The following is a 21,573-nucleotide window of genomic DNA, read 5'->3' on the forward strand; positions in this document are numbered from 1 at the left end:
CACGCGTCATGCATCTCATCATCGCCTCGCTGGCTGGACTCATCTTCGGACTGGGCCTCATGCTCTCGGGCATGACCAACCCTGCCAAGGTACTGGGTTTCCTGGATGTGGCCGGCCCCTGGGACCCCTCGCTCGCGCTGGTCATGGCGGGCGCCATTGCGGTCGGTGTGTTTGCGTTTGCGTGGGCCAGGCGCCGCACGCACAGCCTGCTTGGGCTGCCTATGGAGCTTCCCTCCAGCCGGCAGATCGATCGTCGCCTAGTGGGCGGCAGCCTGCTCTTCGGTATTGGCTGGGGGATCGCGGGCTTCTGTCCGGGCCCTGCACTCGTGGCTCTGGGCATGGGTGAGCGCAAAGCCGTCGTGTTCGTCGTGGCGATGCTCATCGGCATGGGAATCTTCGAATACCTGGAGCGGCGCCGTGTCGCGAAATCCTCAAAAGAGGGGCAACCATGACCCATCAGAACAGCCTCCACATCGAAGGCTTCTTCGACACGGCGACGTCAACCGTCAGCCACATCGTCCTGGACCAAGCCACGCGACAATGCGCGTTGCTTGATACCGTGCTCGACTACGACCCCAAGCCGGCCGAACCTCATATGCCAGCGCGGAGCGGCTCGCGAGCCGCGTGCACGCGCTCGGGCAAGCTGTGTGCTAAGCGGTATCCCAAACCGTCACTTCCAGGCATCTGCCCCATGAATCGAGAATCCCTTAGCGAACTGCTGTTCGACACGCGCTTTCTGACCGTCACCGTGGCGAACTGGTTGATTGCTTTCACGGTGATGATCATCGCGTTCTTCGCGTTGCGCATCGTGGTGAGCTTTCTGCGTCGCCGCCTGGCGCACGCGGCTGAACACACCGACTCGCTCTTCGGTCGCGTGGCGGCCGTGGTGGTGGGCGGCACGAGCAACACCCTCATCGGGCTCGTGGCGATCCTGATTGGCGTGGGGCTGCTGGATCTGCCTCCCCGCTGGATGGAACGCGTGAGCAGCTTGTGGTTCATCGTCGTTGCCCTGCAGGTGGCGCTATGGGCCAATCGGGCCATCACACTGGGCATGGAACACTATGTGAGCCGCTCGGCCGGTGTGACCAAGCCACAACTGAGCGCGCTCGCCTCGCTCATGATGTGGGGCGCCAAGGTATTCCTGTGGGCTATCCTGCTGCTCGCCATGCTGTCCAACCTTGGCGTGAACATCACCGCCTTCGTGGCCAGCCTGGGCGTGGGCGGCATCGCTGTCGCCCTGGCCGTGCAAAATATCCTGGGAGACCTCTTCGCTTCGTTGTCGATTGCGGTGGACAAGCCGTTCGAAGTGGGCGATTTCATCGTTGTGGGGTCGCAATCCGGCACCGTCGAGCACGTGGGTCTTAAGACCACGCGCATCCGCAGCCTGGGCGGCGAACAGATCGTCATGGCCAACACGGCCATGCTGAGCAGCACCGTGCAAAACTACAAGCGCCTGAGCGAGCGGCGCGTGGTCTTCAAGTTCGGCTTGACGTACGACTGCACCGCCGAGCAGGCGCGCCAAGTGCCAGGCATTGTCGAGCGCATCATCCGTGGCATGGACAAAACCCGCTTCGATCGCTCGCACTTTCAGGGATTCGGGGATTCGTCACTGGATTTCGAGACGGTCTACATCGTGCTGGATGCGGGCTACAACACCTACATGGACATCCAGCAAGAGATCAACTTGCAGCTGATGACCGAGTTCGCGGCACTGGGCGTGGACTTTGCCTTTCCGACGCAGACTATCCACGTGGCGTCGGTGCCGACCCCACACCGCCCGCAGGCAGACGTGCCCGTCGCGGCCTGAAAAGACTCAGGCGAGTGAAGCCTTGCCCTGCATCAGAAAGGCTGAGCGGGCGGCGCGGGTCGCGCCCTCAGCCTCAGGCTGTCAGATTCTTGTCGCTCTGCTGATACGGCGGCAGTTTGGCGCCGCATCGGAAGCAATAATTCGCGTCAGCCCGCTGGCCTTCGGTCAGACACTGATGGCAGGTGCGCGTCGTCACCCTTTGCTCGCGCTCTCTGTTCGCCATGGTCATCTCGACCGTGACGATGCCGGTGGGCACCGCCAGCACGCCCCAGCCCAGCAGCATCATGAAGGCGGCGATGAGGCGCCCCAGTGGCGTCTGGGGCGCGATGTCGCCATAGCCCACCGTGGCCAGCGTGGAGATCGCCCAGTAGGCGCTGGTCGGGATGTTGGTGAAGCCGCGCGAGGGGCCCTCGATGATGAACATGAGCGTGCCCATGACGAGCACGACGATGAGGACCACCGAGAGGAACACGAGGATCTTGCGACTGCTGCTGCGCAGGGCCTGGCCCAGCATCACGTACTCTTCGACGTAGCGCGTGAGCTTGAAGACCCGGAACACCCGCATCAGCCGCAAGGTGCGGATCGCGATGAGGAACGAAAACTGGGGAAAGAGGAGTGCCGCGTAGGTGGGCAGCACTGCCAGCAGATCGACGATGCCGTAGAAGCTGCGCACATATCGCCATCGACGCTGCACACAGATCAGCCGCGCGATGTATTCCACCGTGAAGAGCGCGGTGAATCCCCATTCGAGCTGCTGCAGCAGCACCCCGTGCCGCATCGCGATCTCGTCCACGCTGTCGAGCATCACCACGACCAGGCTCAGCAGGATCATCACGATCAGCCACTGGTCGAAGCGTCTGCCGGCCGTCGTGTCAGCCTCGAAGATGATGGTGTAGAGCTTGAGCCGCCAACCGGAGAGTGGCTTGCCGAGGTCGTCGGCGATGGCCTCCTGGGACGGGGCAATGTTCTGGCGTATCACGGGAGGTGCGGCAAAGTCAGGCGATGGTCGAGACTAGCATAGCCACGACGCGGCCATCACGGCGCAGTCGCGCGCCCTGGCCCGCGTTGCGACGCCCATTCACGGTGAAGAAGTGCGTACTGCATCGTGTTCTCGTAGATCGGATTGCCCTGGGCGTCGTTAGTGAACGCGATGAACTCCTTGAAGACGCCCTCCCGGCGCATGCCGAGCTTCTCGCACAGTCTCCATGATGGCGTGTTCGTGTCTTCCACATAGGCGTAAAGCCGGCGCGCCGCCTTCTCCGTGAACAGGCAGGCGAACAGCGCATCTGCAGCCTCGAACGCGTAGCCCTGCCCGCCGAAGGCCGGATGGAAGTTCCAGCCGACCGAGACGGTATCGCCCTCGGGATGTGCGAAGAGATCGCCGATGAGCTTGCCCGTGTCGCGCAAGCACACAGCGATGGCGGTGTCATCGTTGCTGCGCTTCTCGGCTTCGCGCTCGGCATCGGCCAGGGTGGGCAGTGCGAGCGACAGAAAGCAACTCGCGGTGGGCTCATGCAAATAGGCGAAGAGATCTGCCGCGTCGTGCGGCGTGAAGCGGCGCAGGACGAGGCGGGGGGTGTCGATGGGCATCATGGGTGTTGAGTATCAGGGAATCGAATTCTCGACGAAGGCTGTCAGCAAGTTCAGGGCACGACGCCACCACCCAGCGCTCGATAGAGTGCCACGGCACTGCCGAAGGCGTCGCGACGCACGTCCAACAGGGCCTGTTGGGCCGCGTAGTGTTGCCGTTGGGCATCCAGCAGCTCCAGCCGCCCCTCCAGGCCCGCGCGGTAGCGCAGTTCGGAAAGCTCGGCACGGCGTCGCGCGCTGGCCACGACGCGCGCCTGGGCTTCGATCTGGCGCCCGTACGTCTGCTGTCCCGCCAGCCCATCGGCCACCTCGCGAAATGCCGTCTGGATCGCACGCTCGTACTCGGCCACGGCGGTGGACGTGCGCACCTCGCCCAGACGCAGTTCGGCGCGCAGCCGGCCAGCCTCGAAGAGCGGTTGTGTGATCTGAGGCGAGAAACTCCAGAGCCGATGCTGGCCAGTGAAGAGTGCGCCCAGCGTTGGGCTCGCAAAGCCCAGCGTGGCCGTCAGCGACAGGCGCGGGAAGAAGGCGGCTCGAGCGACGCCAATGTCGGCGTTGGCTGCAATCAGGTTCTGTTCAGCCTGACGAATGTCGGGCCGGCGGATGAGGAGATCGGAGGGCAGGCCCGCCGGCAACGTCGTCAGCACTGGCTGCTGGTCCAGCGGCAGTCCCTCGGGCAGATCGTCCGGCAGGTCTGCGCCCACCAAAAGACGCAGGGCATTCTGCGCCTTTGCCAGTGCGCGGGTGCGGGCCTGCATGTCTGCCTCGGCCGTCGCCACCTGGCCCTCGGCCTGGGCAACATCCACGGCACTGTTCTGCTGACCTTGCTGCAGCAACCGGGCGACCGCCAGGGACTGCTCCCAGTCGCTCAGGGTGCGCTCGGCCAGCTCCCGTTGCGCCAGCGCCAGCCGCTCTGCCAGGTAGGCGTCGGCGAGCGCACCGATCAAGGCAATGTGCGCCGTGGTGCGCCCTTCTTCGCTGGCCAGGTAGCGCGCGAAGGCGCCCTGCGACAGCGAGCGGGCGCGGCCGAAAAGATCGACCTCGAAGGCGCTCAGCCCGACGTTCGTGATGAACTGATCGGCCACGCCGGGGGCGGCGCTTGCGCCATCCCGGCCCCGGCCTTCGGCAGCCGACCGTTGGCGGGTCGCGCCCGCGGTGGCGGCGATGGCAGGCAACCCGGCCGCGCGCTGGATGCGGTATTGCGCATGCACCGCCTCGACATTCAGCGTGGCCACGCGCAAGTCGCGGTTGTTCTCCAGCGCCAACGCGATCAGGCGCTGCAGGCGGGGATCGGGAAACATCGTCTGCCAACCGATGTCGGCCGCGGGCGGGAACGCCGACTCAGCCGGCGTCTTTGGGTAGGCGCCCGGCACCGGGGCGTCGGGCAGCGTCAACGTCGGCGTGAGCGAGCAGCCGGACACGACCAGCGCCAGGGCGAGCAACAGGGATCTCATGACATCAGCCCTCCAGGTGGGAGCGCGTGGGCGCACGGCGTGACCGGCGGGCTTGCCGCCAGCGCTGGACGTGCTCCTGAGAGCCCATCACGACCACATAGAAGACCGGCACGAAGAAGACCGCCAGCACGGTGGCCGTGACCATGCCGCCGAAGACGCCCGTGCCGATGGCGTGCTGTGTTTCCGCACTGGCACCCGAGGCGATCATCAACGGCACCACGCCCAGCGTGAACGCCAACGACGTCATCAGGATGGGGCGCAGACGCAGCCTGGCTGCCTCGACGGCTGCCTCCACGAGCCCTCTGCCCTGGCTGCGCAACTGCCGCGCGAACTCCACGATCAGAATGGCGTTCTTGGCCGAGAGCCCGATCACGGTGATCATGCCAACCTTGAAGAAGACATCGTTGGGCAGCCCGCGCAGCAGCACCGCTGCCACCGCACCCAAGAGACCCAGCGGCACCACCAGCATCACGGACAGCGGGATGGCCCAGCTTTCATACAGGGCCGCCAGCACCAGGAACACCACGAGCATGGACAACGCCATCAGCAGCGGGGCCTGGGCGACCGACTGCCGCTCCTGCAAGGACTGCCCCGTCCATGCGACGGCGAAGCCCGGCGGCAGTTGTGCCACCAGCCGTTCCATCTCGGCCATCGCCTGTCCGCTGGAGGCGCCAGCCGCGGGGGCGCCGGAGATGCGTGCGGCCGGAAAGCCCTGGTAGCGCACCAACTGCAACGGTGTCTCGGCCCAGGTGGGCGTCACCACCTCCGACAAGGGCACCATGCCGCCGCTCGCGTTGCGCACATAGAGCCGCAGCACGTCGTCGACCTGCATGCGCGCCGGCGCATCGGCCTGCACGATGACCTGTTGCATGCGGCCGGCGTTGGGAAAGTCGTTCACATACGCCGAGCCCAGCGCACTGGAGAGCGTCTCGCTGATGTCCGTGAACGACACCCCGAACGCCTGGGCCTTGGCCCGATCGATGTCCAGGCGCACGCTGGCGCCTGCCGGGAGACCATCGGGCCGGACGTCGGCAAGCACGTGGCTTTTCGCGGCGAGCGCCAGCAGCTGGGCCTCGGCCGCTTGCAGGGCGGCATGCCCCTGATTGGCGCGGTCCTGCAGTCGCATCGTGAAGCCCGCGCTGTTGCCCAGTTCGTCGATCGCCGGTGGCATCATGCTCATCACGGTCCCCTCTTGCGCTGCAGCCATGGCCTTGTCCACCTGCGCGACCTCGTCACGCACCGTCGCGCCGTTGCGCTCGCCCCAATCCTTCAGGGTGGTGAATGCCATCGCGGCATTAGGCCCCGATCCGGAAAAGCCAAACCCGAGAATCGACATGTTGGACGCGATCCCGGCGCGCGAGGCCACATGCTGCTCGTAGCGCTGGATCACGTCGAGCGTGCGTTCTGCCGTGGCATCGGCCGGCAGCTGGATCGACGTCATGAAGTAACCCTGGTCCTCTTCGGGCAGGAAGGACGACGGCAATTGACGGAAGGCCACCAGCAGCACCCACACCAGCACCGCGAAGACCAACATCGTGCGCATGCTGCGCGCGAGCAAACGGCGAACGCCAACCGTATAGCGCGCGGTCATCCGCTCGAAGCCACGATTGAACGCACCGAAGAAGCCGCGCTTGTGATGTTGCCCGGGGGCGACAGGCTTGAGCAGCGTGGCGCACAGCGCCGGCGTCAGGGTGAGCGCGAGGAACGCCGAGAACAGGATGGACACCGCCATGGACAACGCGAACTGCTGGTAGATGACGCCCACCGAACCGGATGCAAAGGCCATCGGAATGAACACGGCGGTGAGCACCAGCGTGATGCCGATCACCGCGCCGGTGATCTCCTGCATCGCCTGGATCGTGGCCTCCCTGGGCGCGAGCCCGTGCCTGGCCATGATCCGCTCGACATTCTCGACGACGACGATGGCATCGTCCACGATGATGCCGATGGCGAGCACCATGCCGAACATCGTCAACGCATTGATGGAAAAGCCTGACGCCAGCATCACGGCGAAGGTGCCGAGCAAGGCGATGGGCGCCACGATGGCGGGGATCACGGTGTAACGGATGTTCTGCAGGAACAGGAACATCACCAGGAACACGAGGCCCATCGCTTCGATCAGCGTGATCACCACCTTCTGGATCGAGACCTTGACGAAGGGTGCTGTATTGAAGGGCGTGGAATAGCTCATGCCCACCGGCAGGGTCGGCTTCAACTCGGCCAGTCGCGCGATCACGGCGTCCGACACACGCACCGCGTTCGCGCCCGGCGAGAGCTGCACGGCCGCTGCGGTCGACACTCGGCCGTCCTCGCGCGTGGAAAAGCCGTAGGATTGCGCGCCGAGCTCCACCCGGGCCACATCGCCCAACGTCACCTTGGAGCCATCCGGATTGGCCCGCAGCACGATGGCCGCAAACGCCTCGGGCGTCTCGAGTTGCCCTTGCACGGTCAACGGCGTCGAGACCTTCTGGCCAGGGATCGTGGGTGCATCGCCCACGCGCCCCGGTGCAATCTGCGCGTTCTGCTGCGTGATCGCTGCGCTGATGTCGTTCATCGAGACGCTGAACGCAACGAGTTTGGCCGGGTCCACCCAGACGCGCATCGCCTGCTCCGCGCCGAAGAGCTGCACCCGTCCCACGCCCTCGATGCGGCGCAGCTCCTCGACGATGTTGCGCGCCATGTAGTCGCTCAACGCCGTGCCATCATGGCGCCCGTCGTCGGATTTCAGCCCCACCATCATCAGAAAGTTCGACGATGCCGATTCCACGCCCAGGCCGTTCTGGCGCACCACCTGCGGCAGGCGCGCCTCGACGGCCTTCAGGCGGTTCTGCACGTCCACCTGCGCCATCTCCGGATTCGTGCCGGGCTTGAATACCGCCGTGATCTCGGCGCTGCCGGACGAATCGGCCGAGGATTCGTAGTACAGCAGGCTCTTGACGCTGGACAGCTCGCGCTCGATGACGCTGAGCACCGAATCGTTCATGGCCTGCGGCGTGGCACCCGGGTAGGTGGCCGAGATGCTGACCGAGGGGGGCGCCACGGAAGGAAACCGGGCGATCGGCAACTGGGGAATCGCGATGAGCCCGAGCAGAATGATGAAAAGCGCGATCACCCAGGCGAACACCGGGCGATGAATGAAGAACTGCGGCATGCCAGACGCTCCGGGCTCAGCGAATCGACGTCGTCGACGCGGCAGCCATGCTGGTTTGCAGCGCCTCGGCCCTGACCTCGACGTCCTCGGCCAGCCGATCCATGCCGGCCACAACGACGTTCTGGCCCGCTCGCAGACCGGACGCGACGCGGTAGCGGCCTTGCGTGAGCTCGCCCAATGTGATGCCCGTCAACTGCGCCTTGGCGCTGTCATCCACCGTCCAGACGTGCGGCTTGCCCTCGATCCGCACGACAGCCTGCTGCGGCACCGTCAGCGCATCGTCGTAGCTCACGAGCGGCAAGCGGGCGCGCACGAACATGCCGGGCAGCAGGTGCTGCTGCGGATTGTTCACCAGCACGCGCACGAGAAGATCGCCCGTGCCGGCATCCACGTTGATGCCGGAAAACAGGATGCGGCCCGATTCCTTATGCACGGTGCCGTCGCTCTTCAGGATGGCGACCGGCAGCCCAGCCTGCGAGGACTCGGCCGCCATGGCTTCGCGCAACACCTTCCAGGATGCCGCCGGACGTCGCACGTCCACGTACACCTGATCGATCTGCTGCACGCGCGCCATCGGCGTGGTGTCGCCACTGGCCACCAGAGCCCCTTCGGTGACCAGGGCCTGGTCGATGCGGCCAGAGATGGGCGTCTCAACGGTGGCGAACGTGAGGTCCAGCCGGCGGCGCGACAAGGTAGCGCGTGCCTGCGCCACGTCGGCCACCGCCTGCTGACGCTCGGCCACCGCATCGTCATACGTCTGGCGGCTGACGGCATCCGCCTGGACGAGTGGCGCCATGCGTTCGACCCGCGTGCTGGCGCGCGATGCGGCCGCCTCGGCACGCTGCAGGGCCGCAACCGCGCTTTGCGCCTCCGCGCGCAAGGCGGCCGAGTCGATCTCGAAGAGTGGCTGCCCGGCGCGCACGTCGGCGCCCTGCTCGAACAGGCGCTTGCGCACGATGCCGCTCACCTGCGGTCGGATCTCGGCCACGCGGACTGGCGCCACACGCCCCGGCAGATCTTCCGTGAGGACGAGCCTGGCAGGGGTGACGGTCATCACGGCCACCAAGGGCCGGGGCGCGACGACAGGTGCCTCGCCGGCGCGGCCGCAACCTGTCAGGGCCGAAAATGTCAGCACCCACAATGCGCCCAGGCGGCGCCTACGTTCCATCTTCATGACGATTCCTTCATGGCGGGCGAAGGGCACCCGCGAGCAGGGAGGCAGTCTGAACACGCACGGTGGGGTTTGTGCCGAGGGTGTGTGGAGATACGATGGAGGTCTTGATCGCATGCCAGGTTTTCTTATGTCTACCGTTCCAGCGTCGCCCGACTCGGCCGATGCGCAAGCCCTGGTGCTCGTCGCCGAAGACGAACCCGAGATCGCCGAGATCCTGCAGGCCTACCTGCGCCGTGCCGGGCTGCGCACCGCGCATGCGCCGGACGGCCAGCGGGCACTGGACATGCACCTGTCGATGAAACCGGACCTCGTCCTGCTCGACGTGCAGATGCCCAAGCGGGACGGCTGGCAGGTGCTTGCCGAAATCCGTCACCGGGGCCAGACGCCCGTCATCATGCTCACTGCGATGGACCAGGACATCGACAAGCTGATGGGCCTGCGCAGCGGCGCGGACGATTACGTCGTCAAGCCCTTCAACACGGCTGAGGTGGTGGCCCGCACGCAAGCGGTGCTGCGCCGCGCGATGGCGCAGACGCAAGTTCAGGCGCGCGTGCTGCGCGTGCCGCCCTTCGAGATCGACCTCGATCAGCATGAGGCGCTGGTTCACCTGGACGGCATCACCCACGCCCTATCGCTGACCCTGACCGAATTCCGACTGCTGACCCACCTGGCACGCGCGCCTCGCCGGGTGCACACCCGCGCAGAGCTGCTGGCCGCCTGCCTGCCAGAGGGCGACGCGCTGGAGCGCACCGTGGACAGCCACATCAGCAAGCTGCGCAGGAAGCTGGAAAGCCTGGGCGTGGAAGGCACCCCCCTCGGCATCCGCGGCGTCGGCTATCGCCTGTGGGGCGCCGAATGAAGCTCGCCGGCCTGAGCCGCCAGATCGCGCTCACGATGATGGCGATGGCTTTCGGCATCACCTTTCTGGTCGTGCTGACCTCCTACGTGGTCTTCTACATCGCGGTGAGCCTGTGGCCGGAGATCGTCGAGGAGACGAGCTGGATGCCGAACGCGCCCGACTGGGCCTGGATCGGTGTCAGCACCCTGGCGGGGCTGGCACTGGCGACGGTAGTAGGCCTGCACCTGGCACGCCGCATCCTGGTGCCGCTCAATTCCGTGACCGAGAGCATGCGCCGCGTGGCGCAGGGCGACCTCTCCGCGCGTGCGGTGGCAGGAGACCGCTCCCTGGGAGAGGCTGCGCACCTGGCGGACGACTTCAATGCCCTGGCCACGCAGCTGCAACGCGCCACGCAGGAGATGACGTTCTGGAACGCGGCCATCGCGCATGAGCTGCGCACGCCGGTGACGATTCTGCGCGGGCGCCTGCAAGGCCTGGCCGAAGGTGTCTTCGCGCCGGACGACACGCAGTTCCGCAGCCTGCTGAACCAGGTCGATGGCCTTGCGCGACTGATCGAAGACCTGCGGGCGGTGAGCCTGGCCGAGAGCGGGCACCTGCATCTGAAGATCGAGGACACTGACCTCGCGGCGGAAGTCGAATCCGTGGCACAGGTGTGCCGGGACGCCCTGCAGTCCGCGGGAAAGTCCTTGGTACTCGATCTTGACCGCGCGCCCATGCGTTGCGACGCCATGCGTATGCGCCAGGCGCTCCTGGCGCTGCTGGACAACGTGCGGCGGTATGCGGTGCCAGGCGGGGTGCGCATTCGCACGCGTCAGGACAACGGCTGGTGCGTGCTGCAGGTGGAAGACGACGGGCCGGGCATTGCGCCCGGCGCCGCGGCCCAGGTATTCACCGCATTTCGTCGCATGCGTGACGATGGCGAGCGCGGCGCCGACGCAGGCAGCGGCCTGGGCCTGGCCGTTGTGGCCGCGATTGCACGGGCGCACCAGGGGCAGGCCACGTGCCAGGCATCGGTCCAGGGAGGCACTTGCTTCACGCTGCGTTGGCCGGTCAACGTGGCCCATGGCGCACGCTAGACCGCAGGATCTTCAGTATCTCTTTGGAAGGATGACATCGATATGCCTATCTCGATTCTGGTGTTGTGTGAGCTCGGCCAAGCCCACAAGGACGCGCTATCCCAGCGCTATCACCCCGTCTTCGCCACCACACCCGAACAACGCGCCCAGGCCCTCAAGGCCGACGGCGCCACGTTCGATGTCGTGCTCACCATCGGTCTGCTTGGACTGCGCGCGGACGAGATCGACCAGCTCCCGCGGCTGCGCCTGATCGCCACCCTGGGCGCGGGCTACGAGAACGTGAACGTGGCTGCGGCACAGGCGCGCGGCATCTGCGTGGCCAATGGCCGCGGCGCCAACGACGAGTGCGTGGCCGACCACGCGATGGGCATGATCATCGCCACGATGCGCAACTTCCAGACGCTGGATCGGCTCTGCCGCGCTGGCGTCTGGCGCACCGCCATCCCGCTGCCGCCGCACGTGTCGGGCAAACGCCTGGGCATCCTCGGCCTCGGGGCCATCGGCGAACGCACCGCCGCCCGGGCCCAAGCCTTTCGCATGCCGATCGGCTACCACAACCGCCGGCCAAGGCCCGAGCTGGGCTACACCTACTTCGACAGCGCCTTGGACCTGGCCGGCTGGTGCGACGTGCTGGTGTGCGCCATGCCCGGCGGTGCTGAGACTCGGCACATGGTCAATGCCGAGGTGCTGCGTGCCTTGGGCCCGACCGGCTATCTCGTCAACGTCGGGCGCGGCAGCATCGTGGATACGCAGGCGCTTGCGGTGGCGCTGCGCGACGGCAGCATCGCGGGTGCGGCGCTGGATGTCTATGAGAGCGAGCCCGCACCGCCCGAAGCGTTGCTGGGGCTGGACCGCTTGCTGCTCACGCCACACGTCGGCGGTTGGTCGCCCGAGGCGATCGATGCGCAGTTCGAGATCTTTCTGCAGAACGTGGATGGCGTCATGTCCGGGCGGGGGGCGGTGACGCCGGTGTGAGCGGAGTAGCCCCGTCGCCAGCACCGCGCGCGGCTCGGCGCCTCACCCCACCTTCAGCGGCGACACCTTTGCAAACTGCTGCCAGTGCTCGAGTTCCTGCTGGATGAGCGCGGCGAACTGCGCGGGCCGATTCGGCTCGGCCGTGGTCATGCCCAGGTCAAGCAAGCGCGCCCGCACTGAAGGATCAGCGATCAACGTCATCAACGCAGCGTTCCACGCGTCGATCACCGACGCCGGCGTCCCAGCGGGAGCCACCACACCCTCCCACTCTCGCAATTCCAAACCACGCAGCCCCCGCTCCGCCAACGTCGGGACGTCGGGCAGGCTGGCCAGGCGCTCGGGGCTCGTCACCGCCAGTGCACGCAGGCGGCCGGAGCGCACCAGCGGCGCTGCCACGGGGGCCGTGGCGAACATGAAGTCCACCTGGTTGCCCATGAGACTCGTCATCGCCTCGGACGGCCCCTTGAATGGCACGTGCAACACATTGGCCTTCACGGCCCGCGCAAAGGATTCGCCCAGCAGGTGCGCCGGCGAGCCATTGCCGCCCGATCCATACGTGCGCTTGCCATCCTTCGCATCGGCTGACGTGAGCAACTGATCCATGCTCTGGATGGGCGAATCGGCCGGCACCACGAGCACGTTGTAGAGCCACACCAAGTTGGCCACGGGCGCCAGATCGCGCGCCGTGTCGTAGGGCATGGCCTCGATGAGCTGGGGCAACACCGTGTGCGTGAGGAACAGAATCCCAACCGTATGGCCATCCGGCTCGGCTTTGGCTACCGCCTGCATGCCAATCATGCCCGTGGCACCCGGGCGGTTCTCGACCAGAATGGGCTGTGACCAGTGCCGCGACAGGCCTTCGGCGACAAGGCGGGCCAGCACGTCGGGCGGACTGCCGGGCGGCAGCGGCACGATGATGCGCACGGGTTTGGTGGGAAACGCGCCCGACGCCGGCTGGGCCCACGCGGGCGCCCGACAGGCTGCGCCCAGCGCACCCAGCATCAACGCATGAAGAATCTGACGTCTAGCGATCATGATGTGCCACCCCTTCCCTGTCGATGGATTCGGCGTCGCGCAGCCCCGACGCCACGGCAGCCGCTGACGACACGGGCGGCAGAAAGACCACGTCGTACTCCCGGGCGATGTTCACCACCTCGGCCGGGCTGGCGACATTGTGAATGCGTCGATAGAGCTCGAGCAACTTCCCGGCAGGCGCGGCCCAGAACAAGGCTTTGGCGGGCAGCCCGGAGTTGTTGAAGAACGCATGCGGAATGCCGCGCGGCATGCGCACCAGGTCGCCGGCATGGGCGCACTGCGGCTTGCCGTCCAGGATCAGGTCGATGCGGCCTTCGAGCACATAGATGTACTCGTCCTGCAGCGGGTGTACGTGCGGCGGCACGAAGGTCTCTTCCGGGAAGGTCGCGTGCCAACTGATGCTGTCCTCGCTCACCTGTTTGGGGGTGTACACCTGTCCCAGGATGTTCCAGGACACACTGTCCAGACTCTCGTTCCTGCGGGTGATGTCGGCGGTTTCATGCAGCATCGGAAGCTCCTTCAGGGGCGGTGAGCCTGTCCAGCGTCGAGGCCACCAGCGGGTTGTGCGAGGCAAAGCGGGGTTTGAACTGCTGCCGTGCGTCGATCAGATCGGCTTCATCCCAATACCCGATCAGGATGCCGCCCTCTGCGATGCGCGCCTGCACTTCGACCGATTCGATGGCCTGGTCCGAGACGGTGACGCGCTGACGCGGCCGGCGTGCCCAGCAGAACAAGGCTTCGTGCAGACGCGCCCGCGCGGCGACGTGCTCGGCTTGCTCCGATGCGCCCAGGTCGTGGAACTCATCCGGATCCCGCTGCAGATCGAACAGCATCGGCCGGTAGTTCTCGAAGAGCACATACTTCCAGCGGCCATCGAAGATCATGCGCATCCAAGAATCGATGGGCTTGCTGCCCAGGCGGATGCGCGAATCCTGAAAGGCAAAGTCGTATTCGCACACCACGGCCTCGCGCCAATCGGCCGGGGTCTGGCCAAAGAGCCAGGGCCGCAGCGAACGCCCGTCCATCACATGCGGCACGGGTGCGCCGCCATAGACATCCAGGAAGGTGGGCGCGATATCCACGGCCTCGACCAGCGCATCGCAGCGCGTGCCGCGCGTGGCGTCGGCGCGCGGGTCCGGATCCACCACGATGAGCGGACAGCGAATCACCGGCTCGTGGAACAAGTCCTTCTCGCCCATCCAGTGATCGCCCAGGTAATCCCCGTGGTCCGAAGTAAAGACGATCAGGGTGTTGTCCATCAGGCCACGCTCTTGCATGAAGGCAAAGAGCAGCCCCAGTTGATCGTCGATCTGCTTGATGAGCCCCATGTAGCCCGGCATCACCGTCTCGCGCACGCCGTCCTTCGAGAAGGTCTGGGATACTCGGTGCTCCATCATGGCGGCGTAGACCGGGTGAGCGTCCTCGCGCTCGGCGTCGCTGCGCTTGACCGGCAAGGCATGTTCAGGCCCGTACAGGCTGGCGTAGGGCTCTGGCACAATGTAGGGCCAATGCGGCTTGATGTAGGACAGGTGCATGCACCAGGGCTGATCGCCCGCTTCGCGCATGAAGTCCATCGCGCGCCGGGTGATGTAGGGCGTCTCGGAATGCTCGTCGTCGATGCGCGCCGCGCGGTTGCTGTACTTCAGGAACCAGCCCGAGCGCAGCGTGCCGTCCTCATCCTCGGTGCTGTTGGCCCACTGCTCCCACGGGTTGTCGCCCGCGTAGCCCTGGCTGCGCAGATAGTCGTTGTAGGCAGGATCCGGATCGTGGCCGGAATACGGATGGATGCCGTCATCGCGCTCGTACGGGTCGAAGCCGCATTGCGCGATCCGGACGCCCACCTGGGATTCCGGATCGATGCCCAGGCGCGACATGCCGGCCGCATCGGCCCGCATGTGCGTCTTGCCCACCAGCACGGAGCGCACGCCCAGCGGGCGCAGGTGATCGCCGATCGTCATTTCGCCCGCCTTCAAGGGCACGAAATTCCAGCTGGCGCCGTGCGCGTGCACATATCGCCCGGTGTAGTAACTCATGCGCGACGGCCCGCACACCGGCGAATTCACATACGCGCGGTCAAAGATCACGCCACGCTTGGCGAGGGCGTCGAGATGGGGCGTGTGCAGGTGCGGGTGGCCGAAGCACGACAGATGGTCGGCGCGCAGCTGATCACACATGATGAAGAGGATGTTCTGGGTGGCTGGCTTCACGAGGCGCTCCGGTCTGTTCCCGATGGACAAGCCCATGGTAGGAAGGCCGCAGCTCGAACGGTAGTCGCGCAAAGTGAAGTCGATTACCATGGGTTATCACTCCGGACGGCAGCGCCTGCGCGCCCTAGGGAAAACGCCATGCGCCTGCAACACCTCCACCTGCTCCTGAGCATCGCGCAGACGGGCAGCCTGCGCGCCTCGGCCGAGGCCATGCACGTGACCCAGCCCGCGCTGACCAAGGCGTTGAAACAGCTGGAGGAGGAGCTGGGCACGACGCTGGTATTGCGCACGCCCAAGGGGGCGCGACTGGCGCCGGCTGGCGAAGCCCTGGCCGCACGTGCCGCCATCATCGTGCGGGAACTGGATCGGGCCCGCGAAGACGTGAACTGGCATGTGCATCACGCCGAGGCCACGCTGAACGTCGGCGTCTCTCCCGCCGCTGCCATGATCCTGGCGCCCCCCGCGGTGGCGCGCTACCAGACGCGCTGGCCCAAGGTGCGCGTGCGCCTGCTGGACGCGCTCTACCCCGTTGCCCTGACCCAGCTGCGATCCGGCGAACTCGACCTAGCGCTCGGCCCTCTGCCCGCCGCCGCCCTGGGCCGCGATCTCCAGGCCCGCACGCTGATCGACAGCCCGCAGGTACTGGCCGCGCGTGCCGGCCATCCCCTGGCACGGACCCGGCGCCTGGCAGACTTGCGGCAGGCGCAGTGGATCATCACGGGGCCGCAGCATGGGCCGGGGGATCCGGCCACGCTGGGTGGCGAGCTATGGCAGGACGCGCCGGCGCGGATTGGGCTGGAGTGCAGCTCGTTCTCCACGCTGCTCGCGTTGCTGCCGGAAGTCGATGCGGTGGCGTTGCTGCCGAAGCGCATCTTCGACGCGCATGCGGCGAATGCCGGGCTGGTGGCGTTGCCGATCGACGAGGCGCTGCCGGTAACGCAGATCCATGCGTTTGTCAGGACGGATGTGCCGCTGAGCGTGCCGGCGCAGCGGTTCTTGGATGCCGTGGAGGCGCAGGCGCAGCGGATGCGGGGGGTGTAGTCGATGTCGCCTGGCGATGGCACGCCGGTTCAGTGACCTGCTTGCGCGTGAATGGCGGCTATTCGCCCGGCGGCCTGGCGCGGTTCAGACGGACTTGGATGCGTGCCGTTCGGTCACCTGCGCCCACAACGTTTCCCATTGCGCATTCATCGGTGGCGTCAGCGCATCCCAATCTTGGAGCAATGTGAAGTGATCCGCCCCTGCCACTTCCACGCACTGGCTGGGGTTGCCCTGTGCCTGCCATGCCGTGTGCATGTCCCGGTTCTGGCGTAGGAATTCGGACGTCTCGTCGGCCCCCACCATCCACACGGCTGGCAGATCGAGCGCCTTCGCCCGCGTGAGCGGCGACATCGCCTGCGCCGCTTCCGGCGTCAACTGCAAGCGCTCGTTCAGCGTCGTCTCGCACAGCGGTGCGAGATCGTAGATGCCGCTTATCGCCCAGATGCCGTCCACCCGGCCCCGCCCCTGCAGGAGATTGCCCGCACGCAACGCCATCTCACACGCCAGATGCCCGCCCGCCGAATGCCCGGCCACCACCAGGGGTAGACGAAGCCACTCGGGCATCACCCCATGCGCCGCCGCCAGCGCCGGCGCCACGGCATCCACCAGCGCGGCCAAGCTCACGTCCGGGCACAGCGGATAGTTCGCGAACACCGCGTGCAGGCCACGGGCATTCAGCCCCGAGGCCAGCCAACGAAACACGGACTTGTCGCGAGACTGCCAGTAGCCGGCGTGCAGGTAGAGCAGCACGCCGCGCGCGGGTTGCGTCGATGGGAAGGCATCCAGCCGCTGACGTGAATGCGGGCCGTAGGGCACGTCCAGCATGGCATCTGCGCGTTGGGCAACGGCGTCGCTGTCTTGCATGAAGGTCTGGATCAGGGCCGGATAGTGCGGGCGGCCTTGGCCTTCGACGTATTCGAACTGGGGCGTGGTGGACATGCAAGGCTCCCGATGGATGACGGCATCGACTTGGCGGATCGTCTCATGAAGCGGGGGGTTTTGACACAGAGGGGCGACATCCGGCTCCGGCGTGCGCGTGCTCGAATGCGCGGCCACCGGATTAAAAGTCCGATGCTCTGACGCTTTATCCAGTCGTCCAGCTCACCGTGGCGGCCGCGCTCGATTCGACAAGGCCGAACTCGGGGATCGAGCGCCTGTACGCTCCCTTGCACAGTCCGTTTCTGAAAGCCGCACGGCAGCCAGACCGATATCGTGCGTGCATGACTGAGACACTGACGAAGCTGAGTTGGGGCGCGCTGGCCCTGATCCACGCGATACCGGCGGCGGCGCTGTTCCGACCTGCGCTGCTGGCGAGGCTCTACGGCATCGGCGCGTCCGGGGATCTGGGCGTATTGATGACGCACCGCGCGGCGCTGTTCCTCGCGGTGGCTGCGGTGTGCGTGTATGCCGCGTTCGATCCCGGGGCGCGCCGCGCCGCCGGGCTTGTCACGGGGATCAGCGTCGTAGGGTTTTTGGTGCTCTATGCGAGTGCGGGCTGGCCCAGCGGGAGCCTGCGGGGAATCGCGATCGGCGATGCCATCGCCCTGGTACCGCTGATTTGGGTAGCGTGGGCGGCATGGCGGCGTTAGTCCCCGCTGATCGCGCAGGCTTGCTAGGATGCACCCATGCCGCCGCCCAGCTCTGCGCTCTGGAAGACCCGTGCCCGAATCTCGTTATCGGGGGCGCGCGCGGCGTATCTCGGGCCAGGGCTTGACCTCGCGCCGCACCGCAACGCAGCTGCCACCGTTGCCATCGCACTCGACAGCGCTTTCACGCTATCACTGGCTGCATCAAGCAGCCAGCTGGGCACTGGCATCGAGCGCGCGGCAGCGCTCATCCCGCCCAACGCGCTGCACCATCTGCGCGCCACTGGTCCCATGCTGTTTTTGTACCTGGACGCGCTGTGTGACGATGTGAAGGCGCTGAACGATGTCGCCTTGCAGAACGCGCGGCCAACGCTGCTGCGGGAAGACCTGAGCACCGCCGGTGTGGATCGGATCCTGTCGACGCTTGGCATCGCACCGCGGCCACCCGATGACGATCGACTGGCGCAGGTCATCCGCCAGTTGGACGCCAGGCCTCAAGACTTTGCCAACGTCGCGGACGCAGCCGCCCTGGCAGAGCTGTCGCCATCCTGGTTTCAGGCTCGCTTTCGCCGCGCCGTCGGCATGCCGTTCCGGCGCTACCGGCTCTGGCGACGCATGGCCGTCGTCATGGCAGCGCTCGGCGAAGGTCGGACGCTCACCGAGGCCGCGCACGGTGCGGGCTTTGCGAGCTCTTCCCACCTGAGCGCCACCTTTCGCGAGATGTTCGGGCTGGCGCCCTCGGATCTGCTTGTGCGGCAAGTGTCGATCGATGCCATCGGGCTGCAAGGGCTTTGAACAGATGGATCATCGCCTCACCGATCCATGGTGGTGACGTCATAAGAGACACGAACAAGACCACGGACTGCTTGTCGGCATACATCCCGCAGAACGCACAGTCGATCGACAATAAAGTGCCTGTGGCCAAAACCTTCCATTGAGAGGAATGCCGGGCCGGTATGGCCGCCGACGTTTGCATGAGCAGTTTGCTGAAGTGCATCCTCCAGTATGGGCGAGGTGATGATCTCGAACAGATCCGCCCTGGCTTCTGGCAATGATCGATAGCGCTAAACCCTAGGTGAAAATGCTGAACTGACTCAATTCCGAAGCTGAGATCCTCGTCAGGATGGCCGAAAGCCGAACATCTCTCGCCGCTACGATCCATTTTGCCCTTGACGCCGCCTTCCCGTATCCCGAGAAGGCCTTCTCCCACGATGTGTATCTGGGAATCAACATTCCCAGGGCGAAGCTGGGGCTGGCACCTAATCAGCGGCCGGGGGATATCGACTATTTGATCGTGCCCTTTTCAGGAGAACTTGCGCGGTTTGACCGAACGATCGCCATCGAAGCAAAGGTCGTCCGCCCCTCGATGAAGCGGCCTGGACGCAACGCCAACGCTATGGGCCGCTCCCAAGTCGAGGGATTGCTTCGCGATGGATTCCCGTATGTGGGATTGGTGCATGTGTCTGTGCCAGAACGGCTTCCACCTGACTTGCATTGGCGAGTGCCAGTGATGTCGGGAAAGCCTGGCCCGAATGGCGAACTGGTTGACACCGGCGATTACTACGTCGTTGACCCATTCCCGATCTGGAGCGCAGAACGACAGGAGCGACGACTCATGGCACTAAAGCTCCCGTCAGAAGTCGGGTACCGGGTCATCGGCATGACACTGTCGGCTGACGGCAATCGATTCTGTGGAAACACCATCGGCGAATGGCGCATAGGAACGCGCAACCCGAGATGCTGCCAGGAAAGGATTCACTCTGTGCAGAAACTATTCTCTGAGGAACCGCACTTGTTCAGCCTGGTTCGCTGGTACGACTAGCCACCCGATTCGGTTGTGCACCCGGCTGCGGTACGGCCGCACCGCCCCCTGATGGGAAGACGTGACGCGGTCATTCGAGCATCACGCACCCTAAAACCTTGCCTTCCCACAGATGCGCGATCATCGCGTCCATCTCCCCCTGCCAGGGAAGAAACATGTGCGGCGCAACCTTGCCCTCTTCACAAAACACAGCCAACCGCATCCACAGCGGCCGCTGCTCTGCGGTCAACGACACTTCCAACAGGAAACGACCACTGCCTACCATCAAGAAGCGGTCGTCCTCCGTCCCCTCCTGCTCATACGTGATGCGCAGACTCTGGTCATCGGGCCCGGGCTCTTCAATGAGATCACCATCCTCCACGCGGGCCTCGTCCAGGCGCTGCAGCAGGTCGGGGATGGAAAGCTCAGTCGGTAGGATGACGAACTGGTCATCGTCCTGAGCGCGCTTGATGAGCTCGGTGGCGAGCGTCAGCCAATGGGGAAAATCGGGTTCCAGGTGGGCAAGATAGCGTGGCGGCATCGTCTGGCGAGCAAGTGAAGAAGCCAGCAGGCTATCCGGCCGATGCGACATGCGATGTCGCATCGGTCACTGCGGTGCGCGCTGGCTAGTCAGCCGCGATTGTCTCCATGCCATAAATGGCCGCCATCTTCATGGACTGCTGCACAACGGTGTTTCTCAGATTGGCCGGCTTCAGCAGCTCAATGTTGTCTCCGCAGCCGAGCAGCCAGCGCAGCAGCTGGCCGGTGCTCGGCACTGTTGACCGTACGTGAACGTCGAACGGCGAGCCACCCGGCTCGTTGTCGACCCGCTGAACATCCGACAGCGGGGAATCGCACGATAGATCGGACACGATCCGCAGTGTGTCGTCGCACGCGACACAACACGTCGCACCGCTCACTCACACTGCGCTCGTCTCTGGTTTCGTTGAAGCATTCATGACGATCGTTCTGCTCGAACCGCACCCGCTCATTCGCACGGGCCTGCACCAACTCATCAACGGGATGGGGTTGCCCACCCAGACGTTTGCCCCTGACCGCGTGGATCCCGACGCGCTCATGAGCCTTGCCCTGGACGTCGAACTCCTGATCCTTGGCATTCCTGCCGACTGGGCTGCCGCACGCGAGCTCACGGCGCACGCGAGGCGGCGCCTGCGCCCGAGAAGCATTCTGCTGATCTGTCCGCCGGAGAACGCGTGGTCGGCATCCGGGGTGGAGATCGACGACGTCTATTGCTGCGTGCCTAGCGATGCATCGCCGATGACACTGGAGGCAGCGATCCGGATGGGGCTTGGACGTGAGCCGTGGTATGCAGACGGCGCCAGCGCCGACGCCCCTCTTGGCGAGGGTGACGACCTGCCCGGTAAAGCAGCCCTTGCAGAACGGCCGATCACCGCATGGCCGGAAGGCTTGTCTACGCCCGCCTTCGCTTCGTCGGCTTGCGTGCCCAATGACCCGGTGTTTGACGCGGGGCCGGACGACGCCAGCGCGCGTGCGCAGGAGATGGCCCAACTCGAACTCACCGCACGCCAATACGACGTCCTCGTCAGGATGAATCGCGGGGAGCCCATCAAGACCATCGCGCGTCACCTGGGGATTGCGCCCGCCACCGTTCGCGCGCACGCGTCCGTTGTCTACCAAAAACTGGGCGTGCGCAGCAAAGGGGAAGCGGTGCATGCGGCGCGCAGCAAAGGTGCGCTGCTGGCTGCCTGATTCGTGTCTTTCTCGATGCCGCAGCGGCGCTCTGCGGCCCGAAGCAAGCGCCATCCACCGACTATCATCCCGAACGAACGTGGGCC

The 21,573-nt window shown here is 65.8% G+C and carries 21 protein-coding genes; 10 read left to right on the top strand and 11 right to left on the bottom strand.

Features of this window, described 5'->3' with window-relative positions:
- Window positions 1-8 precede the first annotated feature (8 nt).
- Window positions 9-452, top strand: coding sequence for a YeeE/YedE family protein (locus IMZ29_RS14870; RefSeq protein WP_216185496.1), 444 nt, complete (start codon window positions 9-11; stop codon window positions 450-452).
- Between the two features lie 239 nt (window positions 453-691).
- Window positions 692-1,807, top strand: coding sequence for a mechanosensitive ion channel family protein (locus IMZ29_RS14875; protein ID WP_216185498.1), 1,116 nt, complete (start codon window positions 692-694; stop codon window positions 1,805-1,807).
- 73 nt (window positions 1,808-1,880) lie between these two features.
- Here IMZ29_RS14875 and IMZ29_RS14880 read toward each other — a convergent pair whose 3' ends face one another.
- From IMZ29_RS14880 to IMZ29_RS14900, 5 genes are read right to left on the bottom strand one after another with little or no spacing between them, the layout of a single operon-like run.
- Window positions 1,881-2,786, bottom strand: coding sequence for an ion transporter (locus tag IMZ29_RS14880; RefSeq protein WP_371820292.1), 906 nt, complete (start codon window positions 2,784-2,786; stop codon window positions 1,881-1,883).
- 56 nt (window positions 2,787-2,842) lie between these two features.
- Window positions 2,843-3,400 (bottom strand): GNAT family N-acetyltransferase, encoded by a 558-nt coding sequence (locus IMZ29_RS14885; RefSeq protein ID WP_216185500.1) that lies wholly within the window; start codon window positions 3,398-3,400, stop codon window positions 2,843-2,845.
- 50 nt (window positions 3,401-3,450) lie between these two features.
- Window positions 3,451-4,851 carry an efflux transporter outer membrane subunit gene (locus IMZ29_RS14890; protein ID WP_216185502.1) on the bottom strand — a complete coding sequence of 467 codons (1,401 nt, stop codon included), beginning with the start codon at window positions 4,849-4,851 and terminating at the stop codon, window positions 3,451-3,453.
- A 4-nt stretch (window positions 4,852-4,855) separates the two neighbouring features.
- Entirely contained in the window at window positions 4,856-8,002 is a 3,147-nt protein-coding gene (locus IMZ29_RS14895) for a multidrug efflux RND transporter permease subunit (RefSeq protein WP_216185504.1), read from the bottom strand.
- 16 nt (window positions 8,003-8,018) lie between these two features.
- A complete protein-coding gene (locus IMZ29_RS14900; protein ID WP_216185506.1) occupies window positions 8,019-9,176 on the bottom strand; it encodes an efflux RND transporter periplasmic adaptor subunit in 1,158 nt (385 codons plus the stop codon).
- A 127-nt stretch (window positions 9,177-9,303) separates the two neighbouring features.
- Here IMZ29_RS14900 and IMZ29_RS14905 point away from each other — a divergent pair, with 127 nt between their 5' ends.
- From IMZ29_RS14905 to IMZ29_RS14915, 3 genes are read left to right on the top strand one after another with little or no spacing between them, the layout of a single operon-like run.
- Window positions 9,304-10,035, top strand: a complete 732-nt coding sequence (locus IMZ29_RS14905) for a response regulator (protein WP_216185508.1) — start codon at window positions 9,304-9,306, stop codon at window positions 10,033-10,035.
- On the top strand, window positions 10,032-11,111 hold the full coding sequence (locus IMZ29_RS14910) for an ATP-binding protein (protein ID WP_216185510.1): 1,080 nt from the start codon (window positions 10,032-10,034) through the stop codon (window positions 11,109-11,111). Before IMZ29_RS14905 ends, IMZ29_RS14910 begins: the two co-directional genes overlap by 4 nt.
- A gap of 42 nt (window positions 11,112-11,153) precedes the next feature.
- Window positions 11,154-12,086: a 2-hydroxyacid dehydrogenase gene (locus IMZ29_RS14915; protein WP_216185512.1), complete on the top strand. Its 933-nt coding sequence runs from the start codon at window positions 11,154-11,156 to the stop codon at window positions 12,084-12,086.
- 42 nt (window positions 12,087-12,128) lie between these two features.
- On the opposite strand, the gene IMZ29_RS14920 is transcribed toward IMZ29_RS14915, so the two are convergent.
- The 3 genes from IMZ29_RS14920 to IMZ29_RS14930 are packed head-to-tail and all read right to left on the bottom strand — an operon-like array spanning window position 12,129 to window position 15,328.
- Window positions 12,129-13,121 carry a Bug family tripartite tricarboxylate transporter substrate binding protein gene (locus tag IMZ29_RS14920; protein ID WP_216185514.1) on the bottom strand — a complete coding sequence of 331 codons (993 nt, stop codon included), beginning with the start codon at window positions 13,119-13,121 and terminating at the stop codon, window positions 12,129-12,131.
- Window positions 13,111-13,629, bottom strand: coding sequence for a cupin domain-containing protein (locus IMZ29_RS14925; RefSeq protein WP_216185516.1), 519 nt, complete (start codon window positions 13,627-13,629; stop codon window positions 13,111-13,113). The genes IMZ29_RS14920 and IMZ29_RS14925 overlap by 11 nt, the downstream gene beginning before the upstream one ends.
- Window positions 13,619-15,328, bottom strand: a complete 1,710-nt coding sequence (locus tag IMZ29_RS14930) for a sulfatase-like hydrolase/transferase (protein WP_371820294.1) — start codon at window positions 15,326-15,328, stop codon at window positions 13,619-13,621. Before IMZ29_RS14930 ends, IMZ29_RS14925 begins: the two co-directional genes overlap by 11 nt.
- A 138-nt stretch (window positions 15,329-15,466) precedes the next feature.
- On the opposite strand from IMZ29_RS14930, the gene IMZ29_RS14935 reads away from it, so the two are divergent.
- Window positions 15,467-16,369: a LysR family transcriptional regulator gene (locus IMZ29_RS14935; RefSeq protein ID WP_216185518.1), complete on the top strand. Its 903-nt coding sequence runs from the start codon at window positions 15,467-15,469 to the stop codon at window positions 16,367-16,369.
- A gap of 84 nt (window positions 16,370-16,453) precedes the next feature.
- Here the strand turns inward: IMZ29_RS14935 and IMZ29_RS14940 are convergent, their stop codons facing one another.
- Window positions 16,454-17,308, bottom strand: a complete 855-nt coding sequence (locus tag IMZ29_RS14940; RefSeq protein WP_216185520.1) for an alpha/beta hydrolase — start codon at window positions 17,306-17,308, stop codon at window positions 16,454-16,456.
- 281 nt (window positions 17,309-17,589) lie between these two features.
- Between IMZ29_RS14940 and IMZ29_RS14945 the strand changes: the two genes are divergently transcribed.
- The 3 genes from IMZ29_RS14945 (at window position 17,590) to IMZ29_RS14955 (ending at window position 19,777) form a co-directional block, all read left to right on the top strand.
- Entirely contained in the window at window positions 17,590-17,958 is a 369-nt protein-coding gene (locus IMZ29_RS14945) for a phosphopantetheine adenylyltransferase (RefSeq protein WP_216185522.1), read from the top strand.
- A 36-nt stretch (window positions 17,959-17,994) separates the two neighbouring features.
- Window positions 17,995-18,750: an AraC family transcriptional regulator gene (locus IMZ29_RS14950; protein ID WP_216185524.1), complete on the top strand. Its 756-nt coding sequence runs from the start codon at window positions 17,995-17,997 to the stop codon at window positions 18,748-18,750.
- 328 nt (window positions 18,751-19,078) lie between these two features.
- The gene (locus IMZ29_RS14955; protein ID WP_216185526.1) at window positions 19,079-19,777 is read left to right on the top strand and encodes a hypothetical protein; all 699 of its coding nucleotides are present in this window, start codon (window positions 19,079-19,081) and stop codon (window positions 19,775-19,777) included.
- Window positions 19,778-19,847: 70 nt separating this feature from the next.
- Here IMZ29_RS14955 and IMZ29_RS14960 read toward each other — a convergent pair whose 3' ends face one another.
- Together IMZ29_RS14960 and IMZ29_RS14965 are read right to left on the bottom strand one after the other, a co-directional pair.
- Window positions 19,848-20,348, bottom strand: coding sequence for a hypothetical protein (locus IMZ29_RS14960; protein WP_216185528.1), 501 nt, complete (start codon window positions 20,346-20,348; stop codon window positions 19,848-19,850).
- Between the two features lie 34 nt (window positions 20,349-20,382).
- A complete protein-coding gene (locus IMZ29_RS14965) occupies window positions 20,383-20,628 on the bottom strand; it encodes a WCX domain-containing protein (protein WP_216185529.1) in 246 nt (81 codons plus the stop codon).
- Window positions 20,629-20,713: 85 nt separating this feature from the next.
- Here IMZ29_RS14965 and IMZ29_RS14970 point away from each other — a divergent pair, with 85 nt between their 5' ends.
- Window positions 20,714-21,487, top strand: coding sequence for a response regulator transcription factor (locus IMZ29_RS14970; RefSeq protein ID WP_216185531.1), 774 nt, complete (start codon window positions 20,714-20,716; stop codon window positions 21,485-21,487).
- Window positions 21,488-21,573: the final 86 nt, after the last annotated feature.

It is taken from the genome of Verticiella alkaliphila (assembly GCF_018904615.1).
In the GTDB taxonomy this organism is placed as follows: Bacteria; Pseudomonadota; Gammaproteobacteria; order Burkholderiales; family Burkholderiaceae_B; genus Verticiella; species Verticiella alkaliphila.

Coding starts and splice junctions, on each gene's coding strand:
- IMZ29_RS14870 (WP_216185496.1), top strand. CDS start 9: ATGCATCTCATCATCGCCTCGCTGGCTGGACTCATCTTCGGACTGGGC.
- IMZ29_RS14875 (WP_216185498.1), top strand. CDS start 692: ATGAATCGAGAATCCCTTAGCGAACTGCTGTTCGACACGCGCTTTCTG.
- IMZ29_RS14885 (WP_216185500.1), bottom strand. CDS start 3,400: ATGATGCCCATCGACACCCCCCGCCTCGTCCTGCGCCGCTTCACGCCG.
- IMZ29_RS14890 (WP_216185502.1), bottom strand. CDS start 4,851: ATGAGATCCCTGTTGCTCGCCCTGGCGCTGGTCGTGTCCGGCTGCTCG.
- IMZ29_RS14895 (WP_216185504.1), bottom strand. CDS start 8,002: ATGCCGCAGTTCTTCATTCATCGCCCGGTGTTCGCCTGGGTGATCGCG.
- IMZ29_RS14900 (WP_216185506.1), bottom strand. CDS start 9,176: ATGAAGATGGAACGTAGGCGCCGCCTGGGCGCATTGTGGGTGCTGACA.
- IMZ29_RS14905 (WP_216185508.1), top strand. CDS start 9,304: ATGTCTACCGTTCCAGCGTCGCCCGACTCGGCCGATGCGCAAGCCCTG.
- IMZ29_RS14910 (WP_216185510.1), top strand. CDS start 10,032: ATGAAGCTCGCCGGCCTGAGCCGCCAGATCGCGCTCACGATGATGGCG.
- IMZ29_RS14915 (WP_216185512.1), top strand. CDS start 11,154: ATGCCTATCTCGATTCTGGTGTTGTGTGAGCTCGGCCAAGCCCACAAG.
- IMZ29_RS14920 (WP_216185514.1), bottom strand. CDS start 13,121: ATGATCGCTAGACGTCAGATTCTTCATGCGTTGATGCTGGGTGCGCTG.
- IMZ29_RS14925 (WP_216185516.1), bottom strand. CDS start 13,629: ATGCTGCATGAAACCGCCGACATCACCCGCAGGAACGAGAGTCTGGAC.
- IMZ29_RS14935 (WP_216185518.1), top strand. CDS start 15,467: ATGCGCCTGCAACACCTCCACCTGCTCCTGAGCATCGCGCAGACGGGC.
- IMZ29_RS14940 (WP_216185520.1), bottom strand. CDS start 17,308: ATGTCCACCACGCCCCAGTTCGAATACGTCGAAGGCCAAGGCCGCCCG.
- IMZ29_RS14945 (WP_216185522.1), top strand. CDS start 17,590: ATGACTGAGACACTGACGAAGCTGAGTTGGGGCGCGCTGGCCCTGATC.
- IMZ29_RS14950 (WP_216185524.1), top strand. CDS start 17,995: ATGCCGCCGCCCAGCTCTGCGCTCTGGAAGACCCGTGCCCGAATCTCG.
- IMZ29_RS14955 (WP_216185526.1), top strand. CDS start 19,079: ATGGCCGAAAGCCGAACATCTCTCGCCGCTACGATCCATTTTGCCCTT.
- IMZ29_RS14960 (WP_216185528.1), bottom strand. CDS start 20,348: ATGTCGCATCGGCCGGATAGCCTGCTGGCTTCTTCACTTGCTCGCCAG.
- IMZ29_RS14970 (WP_216185531.1), top strand. CDS start 20,714: ATGACGATCGTTCTGCTCGAACCGCACCCGCTCATTCGCACGGGCCTG.